Raw genomic sequence first — 7,322 nt, forward strand, 5'->3', positions numbered from 1 at the left:
TTGACACCCTGCCCTCAGCTATGGTACATTTTCGCCCATGGTGCTGATTTGCGCCAGTGACCCGCCGCACAGGCGGGTTTTTTGTTTGATGCTCCGTCAGCCGCGCGCCTGCGGAGGGGCAGTCTCGCCGCCTCGCAAACATTCCTGCTGTGAAAAAGTCCGATTTGCATGCGCGACTGATATTTGCGATCTGCTCGCGTCAGGGCGGGATATCAGGAGGAGCATAGCCGATGCGCTGGAACATGATGATCTTGGCCTCTTGCCTGCTGACCGCCGGCTGTGTCGGTGGCACTTCGATGTCGGAACAGCAGGATGCGAACATCCAGTCGTCCCTGCAATATGACAGCGTGCCGTGCGACCAGTTGCTGGCGCAGCGCAATGGCTTGGCGCAGCAATACAACCTGCCGATCAAGGCCAAGCCGACCTTCTCCAATCCGGCGATGGGCTTCGGCCCGTTCACGCCGGACATGCGCTCGAAGGCCAAGCGCGATACCGACAAGGCGAGCGGTGAGATCGATGCCATGAACCGGTCGATCGATCGACGCGACTGCGGCCAGCCAAACAAGCAGAAGAAGCTCGCTCTGCCCGGCTAGCTAATACCCCGCCTTGCGGTCCACCAGATTGTCGAGCTTTTCGCCGCGTTCGAAGGCGTCCATCTGGCGCAGCATGATCGGCGCCAGATGCACCGGATCGGAGGTCGCCGCCGCGTGTGGCGTCACGAACACTTTCGGATGCCCCCACAGCGGACTGGTCTTCGGCAGCGGTTCGACCTCGAACACGTCGAGGCTTGCCTCCTTCAACGTGCCGTCATCCAGCGCCCGCAAAATGTCGGCATCCTTCTGCAGGCGCCCGCGCCCGGCATTGATCAGCACCGAGCCGCCGAGGCCGTTGCGTTTCCGCAGCTCCTTCAGCACGCCGTAGTTGATGATGCCCTTGGTCTCTGGCGTCAGCGGCAGAAGCACCACCAGGATGTCGGTTGCCTTGAGGAAGGGGATCAATCCAGCTTCGCCGGAATAGGTCGCGACGCCTTGCATGGCCTTGTCGCTGCGCGACCAGCCATTGACGGCAAAGCCGAGCGAGAGCAGCACCGAGGCCGCGGCGCGGCCGAGACTGCCGAGGCCCATGATGCCGACCGAAATGTCACCGGCAGGCCTCTGCTGCGGCTCATGCCAGATCTTCTTCGACTGCTGCGACCGGTAGAGCAGGCCCTGGCGGTGATGGTCGAGCACCCGCCAGACGACATATTCCGTCATGTACTGGGTGAGGTTGTCGGCAACGATTTTGACGATCGGCACGTCGGGCAGGCCGGGATCGGCGAAGATATGGTCGACGCCGGCGCCGATCGAGAAGATGGCGCGCAGATTGGGCAGCGACGCCAGGATGTTCGGCTTCTGCTTCCATACAACGGCATAGGTGATCGAGGGGTCGCTGGCGCCGTCCGGCTCCAGCACCACCTCGCGTTCGGCCGACAGCAGGTCGCGCCAGCGCTGCGGATGAAAGCCGGTGACGGCAAGCAGGATGCGGCCTTTTTCCATTGCGGTCCTTTAGTCCCTCTTTACGCAAATCACTCGCTGACGATGCCGACCGGTGCCGTCTCGATCTTGAAGGCGGCCGAGATCAGCGCCCGAGTATAGTCGGTTTGCGGATTTTCAAAAATCTGCTGGGAAGGGCCGGCTTCGACGATCCTGCCATTGCGCATGACGATGACGTCGTTGGCGAGCGCGCGGATGACTTTCAAATCATGGCTGATGAAGAGATAGGCGAGGTCGTGCTTGGCTTGCAGGCTGCGCAGCAGGTCGACGACCTGCGCCTGCACGCTCATGTCGAGTGCCGATGTCGGCTCGTCCAGCATGACGAAGCGCGGGTTGAGCACCATGGCGCGTGCGATGGCAACGCGCTGGCGCTGGCCACCGGAAAACTCGTGCGGGTAGCGGTTGCGGGTCGCCGGATCGAGCCCAACCTCCTTCAGCACGGCGGCCACCTTGTCGTCGCGCTCGTCGGGCGACAGCTTCGGCTCGTGGATCTTGAGGCCTTCCTCGATGATCTCGGCGATCGACATGCGCGGGCTGAGCGAGCCGAACGGATCCTGGAAGACGATCTGCAATTCGCGCCTGAGCGGCCGCATTGCATTGAAGGACAGCTGGTTGATGTCGCGACCGTTGAACTGGATCGTGCCGGTCGACGAGATCATGCGCGCCAGCGCCAAGCCGAGCGTCGTCTTGCCGGAGCCGGATTCGCCGACCACGCCGAGCGTCTGGCCGGCGCGCACGGTGACATCGATGCCGTCCACTGCCTTCACATTGTCGACGGTGCGGCGGAAGAAGCCCTGCTTGATCGGGAACCAGACCTTTATGTCCTTGCCGGTCATGACCGGCTTGGCGTCGGCATTGGCGGCCGGCGGCTTGCCCTTCGGCTCGGCCGCCAGCAGATGCCTTGTGTAGGCATGCTGCGGATTGGCGAAGATCTCCTTGGTCGGGCCGGTCTCGACGATCTTGCCCTTGGTCATCACGCAGACGCGGTCGGCAATCTTGCGCACGATGCCGAGATCATGGGTGATGAACAGCATCGACATGCCCTTGCGGCTCTTCAAGCCGGCCAGCAGTTCGAGGATCTGCGCCTGAACGGTGACGTCGAGCGCCGTCGTCGGCTCGTCGGCGATCAGAAGTTCGGGCTCGTTGGCCAGCGCCATGGCGATCATCACGCGCTGGCGCTGGCCCCCGGACAACTGGTGTGGATAGGCATCGAGGCGCTTGTGCGGATCGCGGATGCCAACCTCGTTGAGCAGGGCCAGCGTGCGCTCCTTGGCGGGGCGGTCGGCCATGCCTTGGTGCAGCTTCAGGATCTCGACGATTTGATGCTCGATCGTGTGCAGCGGATTGAGCGAGGTCATCGGCTCCTGGAAGATCATGGTGATCTTGTTGCCGCGCACCTGCCGCAACTGCTTCTCGCCCATCGCCAGCAGGTCGTTGCCCTGGAACACGATCTTTCCCGAGGGGTGGCTGGCGCTTGGATAGGGCAAAAGCTTCAGCACCGAAAGCGCCGAGACCGATTTGCCGGAGCCGGATTCGCCGACCAGCGCCACCGTCTCGCCCTTGGCGATGTCGAACGAGATGTGGTCGACAGCCGTCGACTGGCCGCCGCCCTGGCTGAAGGCGACGCTGAGGTCCTGTACGCTGAGCAAGGGGGCTTCGCTCATCTGAACGTCTTGCGCGGATCGAAGGCGTCGCGCGTCGCCTCGCCGACGAAGACCAGCAGGGACAGCATCAGCGAGATGACGACGAAGCCGGAAATGCCGAGCCACGGCGCATTGAGGTTGCGCTGCGCCTGCTTGAGCAATTCGCCGAGCGAGGCGGAGCCGGGCGGCAGGCCAAAGCCGAGATAGTCGAGCGAGGTCAGCGTCGAGATCGAGCCTGAGAGCAGGAAGGGCATGAAGGTCAGTGTCGCCACCATGGCGTTGGGCAGCAGGTGCCGGAACATGATGGTGCGGTTGGGCACGCCGAGCGCCCGGGCCGCGTTGACATATTCGAAATTGCGGGCGCGCAGGAACTCGGCCCGCACCACGCCGACCAGCGCCACCCAGGAAAACAGCAGCATCAGGCCGAGCAGGATGAAGAAGCCCGGCGGCAGGATGGCGGCGACGATGAGCAGGAGATAGAGCACCGGGATGGCGGACCAGATCTCGATGAAACGCTGGAACAAGAGATCCGTCCAGCCGCCGAAATAGCCTTGCACGGCGCCGGCCGCGACGCCGATCAAGGCGGAGCCGGCGGTCAGGATCAGGCCGAACAGCACCGAAATGCGGAAGCCGTAGATGACGCGCGCCAGCACGTCGCGCGCCTGGTCGTCGGTGCCGAGCCAATTCCAGTTGCCGACGATGCAGGCGGGGTCGGCAGCACCCTGCGGATACTGATTGCAGCGTGTCGTGGCGTCATACTGCCACGACGGCCTGGCCGGTGCTGCTTCGGGGATAGCGTTGTTGACCGTCTGATAGGAGTAGCGCACCGGCGGCCAGATCATCCAGCCATTGGCGTTGATCTCGTCCTGGATGACCGGATCGCGATAATCGGTGACGGCATAGAAGCCGCCGAATTTTTCCTCGGGGTAGGCGACCAGCACCGGAAACAGGATTTCGCCCTTGTAGGAAGCGATGATCGGCTTGTCGTTGGCGATGAACTCGGAAAACAGCGACACCACGAACAGGACGAGGAAGATCCACAGCGACCAGTAGCCGCGGCGGTTGGCTTTGAAGTTCTGCAGGCGGCGCTTGTTAAGCGGCGACAGAAACGGCCGCTTGATCCGCGCGGGTGCCGCGTCGACGGGGACTGTAGCCTGCGACATCAGACGTCTCTCCGCTCGAAATCGATGCGCGGATCGACCCAGGTGTAGAGCAGGTCGGACAAGAGCCCGACGAACAGCCCCAGCAGCGAGAAGATGTAGAGATTGGCGAACACCACCGGATAGTCACGCTCGACCACCGACCGGAAGCCGAGCAGGCCGAGGCCATCGAGGGAGAAGATGTTCTCGATCAGCAGCGAGCCGGTGAAGAAGGCCGAGATGAAGGCGCCGGGAAAACCGGCGATGACGATCAGCATGGCGTTGCGGAAGACGTGGCCGTAGAGCACCTGCCGTTCCGACAGGCCCTTGGCCCGCGCCGTCACCACATACTGTTTGCGGATTTCTTCGAGGAACGAGTTCTTGGTCAGCAGCGTCGTGGTGGCGAAGGCCGACAGCACCAGCGCGGTCAGCGGCAATGTCATGTGCCAGAAATAGTCGACGATCTTTCCCCACCACGACAATTGATCCCAATTGTCCGAGGTGAGGCCGCGCAACGGAAACCAGTCCCAGAAAGACCCGCCGGCAAACAGCACCATCAGCATGATGCCGAACAGGAAGCCCGGAATGGCATAGCCGACGATGACGACGCCGCTGGTCCAGACGTCGAAGGGAGTGCCGTCCTTGACAGCCTTGCGGATGCCGAGCGGGATCGAGATCAAATAGGACAACAGCGTGATCCACAGCCCGATCGAGATCGACACCGGCATTTTTTCCAGGATCAGGTCGAGCACCGAAATGTCGCGGAAATAGCTGTCGCCGAAATCGAAGCGGGCATAGTTCCACAGCATCATGCCGAAGCGCTCGAGCGGCGGCTTGTCGAAGCCGAACTGCTTTTCCAGCTTCTTGATGAATTCCGGATCGAGCCCCTGCGCACCGCGATATTTCGAGCTGACGTCACCGGCGGCATCGAAATTGCCGCCGGCACCCGCGTCGCCGCCACCACCGCCGAGGCGGTCGCTGCCGCCCTGATTGGTCAGCCGGGCGATGACCTGTTCGACCGGACCGCCGGGGGCGAACTGGATGACGGCGAAGGATATCGCCATGATGCCGAACAGCGTCGGGATCATCAACAGGATGCGGCGCAGGATATAGGCGCCCATCAGGCCTTCTGCCCTCGTTGAGCGAACATCTCAGCCTTTGCCAATTCTTGCCGCCTTGCCCTTATCGAACCACCACAGCGTCTCGACCGGAAAGCCGAAATCGGGCTTCTGTTCGACAAAGCCGAACATGTCCCAATAGGCGACGCGGTGATTCGCCAGATAGTATGTTGGAATCCAGTCCAGCCGCGCGCGCAAGACCCGGTCGAGCGCTCTGAGCGCCGTGACGAGTTCTATACGGTCTTTCGCCTTGGCTGCTGCCGCGATCAGGGCGTCGATGGCCTTGCTTTCGGTGCCCGGATAGTTGCGTTGCCCCGGGATTTTCGCCATGCGGGAATCATAGAGCATCTGCAGGCTGTCGTCAGTCGGCGTCGCCCCGATCGACCAATGCAGCAAGGCAAGATCGAAGTCGTAATTGCTGTGCCGCTGCTCATACTGCGCCGAATCGATTTGCCGGATCGATGCGTCGATCCCGATCGCCTTCATATTCTCCGACCACGGGGTGTAGATACGAACGATGCCATCGTCCTCCGCCAGCATTTCGACCCGCAGCCGCTCACCCTTGTCATTGACGACGAAACTGCCGTCGCGCTTCCAGCCGGCTTGCGCAAGCAGTCTCGAAGCCTCGCCCAGCAGCTTGCGGTCATGGCCCGAACCGTCGGACAGGGGCTGTGTTACCGCTTCACCGAAAACCTCTGGCGGCAACTCGGCCCGGAATGGCTCCAGCAGGGCCAATTCGTCAGGCGAGGGCAGGCCTTCGGCCTTGTAATCCGATCGTTCGAAGTTCGATTGAGAACGCTCGTAGGAGCCGTAAAACAAGGCCCGCTTCATCCATTCGAAATCGAAGCATCTGGCGATCGCCCGCCGCACCCGCTCATCGCGGAATTGCGGACGACGCTGGTTCAGCGCGACGCTCTGCATGTCCGGCGTCTTCTCGCCGGGAAATTCCCGTTTGAGGACCTTGCCGTCCTTCAGCGCCGGAAAGTCGTATCCGGTCGCCCATACCCGTGAGGTGAATTCCTCGCGAAAATGCGTGTCGCCTTTCTTGAAGGCCTCGAATGCCGCCTGCCGGTCAAGATAGAAGTCGATGCGGATGCGGTCGAAATTGTAGAGGCCGCGGTTCACCGGGAGATCGCGGCCCCAATAATCGGCGACGCGGTCATATTCGACCGTCTGTCCGGCCGCCACGCGTCCAATCTTGTAGGGTCCCGAGCCAAGCGGCGGCGTCATGGTCGAAGCATCGAAATCATTGGCCGTGTAAAAGGCCTTGGAGACGATAGGCATCCCCACGATCGCAAGGACGTTTTGCGCCGACTGCTTGCCGTTGAGGGTGAGATCGACGGTGGTGGGATCGACCGCAACCACGTCGGTCATGTACCGCAACGCCTGGGAAAGGTTCGGATGGCCCTTGTCCTTATAGAGCTTCAGCGAAAAGACAACGTCTTGCGCGGTCAGCGGCGAGCCGTCGTGGAAACGCGCTTGCGGTCGCAGCACGAAGCGGAAACCGTTGCGGTCTGGCGACAGGGTAATGGTTTCGGCAAGCAGGCCATAGACTGCATCTGGCTCATCGAGCGCGCTTGTCATCAGCGAATCGAAACAGAGTTCGGCGCGCGGCGGCGCCTCCCCCTTCAACACCAGGAAATTCAACGTGTTGAAGGTCAGGAAGCTCTGATTGAGGGTTGCGTTCGGCGGCGCGAAATTCATCTGGCCGCCCTTGGGCGCGTCCGGATTTACGTAGTCGAAATGCGCGAAATCGGGCTTGTATTTGAGGTCGCCGAAGGCCGACAGGCCATGCAGCTTGATGCCGGTCGCAATGTCGGCGAAGGCCCGGCCGGGCAACAGGGCAGCGGCTGCCGCGGCACTGCCCAGGGCGAGAAAGTCGCGGCGGGG

General features: G+C 62.3%; 6 protein-coding genes. 1 reads left to right on the forward strand and 5 read right to left on the reverse strand.

The annotated features are described in order from the left end of the window. Positions 1-230 precede the first annotated feature (230 nt). On the forward strand, positions 231-593 hold the full coding sequence (locus EN949_RS14760) for a hypothetical protein (RefSeq protein ID WP_127366682.1): 363 nt from the start codon (positions 231-233) through the stop codon (positions 591-593). Here EN949_RS14760 and EN949_RS14765 read toward each other — a convergent pair whose 3' ends face one another. The 5 genes from EN949_RS14765 to EN949_RS14785 form a co-directional block, all read right to left on the reverse strand. Then, entirely contained in the window at positions 594-1,535 is a 942-nt protein-coding gene (locus tag EN949_RS14765; protein WP_127366681.1) for a glyoxylate/hydroxypyruvate reductase A, read from the reverse strand. Positions 1,536-1,564: 29 nt separating this feature from the next. Beyond that, entirely contained in the window at positions 1,565-3,196 is a 1,632-nt protein-coding gene (locus EN949_RS14770) for an ABC transporter ATP-binding protein (protein WP_127366680.1), read from the reverse strand. Further along, positions 3,193-4,338 (reverse strand): ABC transporter permease, encoded by a 1,146-nt coding sequence (locus tag EN949_RS14775; RefSeq protein ID WP_127366679.1) that lies wholly within the window; start codon positions 4,336-4,338, stop codon positions 3,193-3,195. Before EN949_RS14775 ends, EN949_RS14770 begins: the two co-directional genes overlap by 4 nt. Next, positions 4,338-5,435: a microcin C ABC transporter permease YejB gene (locus EN949_RS14780; RefSeq protein WP_013527941.1), complete on the reverse strand. Its 1,098-nt coding sequence runs from the start codon at positions 5,433-5,435 to the stop codon at positions 4,338-4,340. Before EN949_RS14780 ends, EN949_RS14775 begins: the two co-directional genes overlap by 1 nt. A gap of 30 nt (positions 5,436-5,465) precedes the next feature. After that, the coding region (locus EN949_RS14785; RefSeq protein WP_245472402.1) for an extracellular solute-binding protein at positions 5,466-7,322 on the reverse strand (1,857 nt) is incomplete at its 5' end.

The sequence above is a fragment of the Mesorhizobium sp. M7A.F.Ca.US.007.01.2.1 genome, from assembly GCF_003998165.1.
Taxonomy (GTDB): domain Bacteria; phylum Pseudomonadota; class Alphaproteobacteria; order Rhizobiales; family Rhizobiaceae; genus Mesorhizobium; species Mesorhizobium ciceri.

What these genes read in the sequence shown, in the direction of transcription:
- EN949_RS14760 (WP_127366682.1), top strand. Translation starts at nt 231, where the DNA reads ATGCGCTGGAACATGATGATCTTGGCCTCTTGCCTGCTGACCGCCGGC.
- EN949_RS14765 (WP_127366681.1), bottom strand. Translation starts at nt 1,535, where the DNA reads ATGGAAAAAGGCCGCATCCTGCTTGCCGTCACCGGCTTTCATCCGCAG.
- EN949_RS14770 (WP_127366680.1), bottom strand. Translation starts at nt 3,196, where the DNA reads ATGAGCGAAGCCCCCTTGCTCAGCGTACAGGACCTCAGCGTCGCCTTC.
- EN949_RS14775 (WP_127366679.1), bottom strand. Translation starts at nt 4,338, where the DNA reads ATGTCGCAGGCTACAGTCCCCGTCGACGCGGCACCCGCGCGGATCAAG.
- EN949_RS14780 (WP_013527941.1), bottom strand. Translation starts at nt 5,435, where the DNA reads ATGGGCGCCTATATCCTGCGCCGCATCCTGTTGATGATCCCGACGCTG.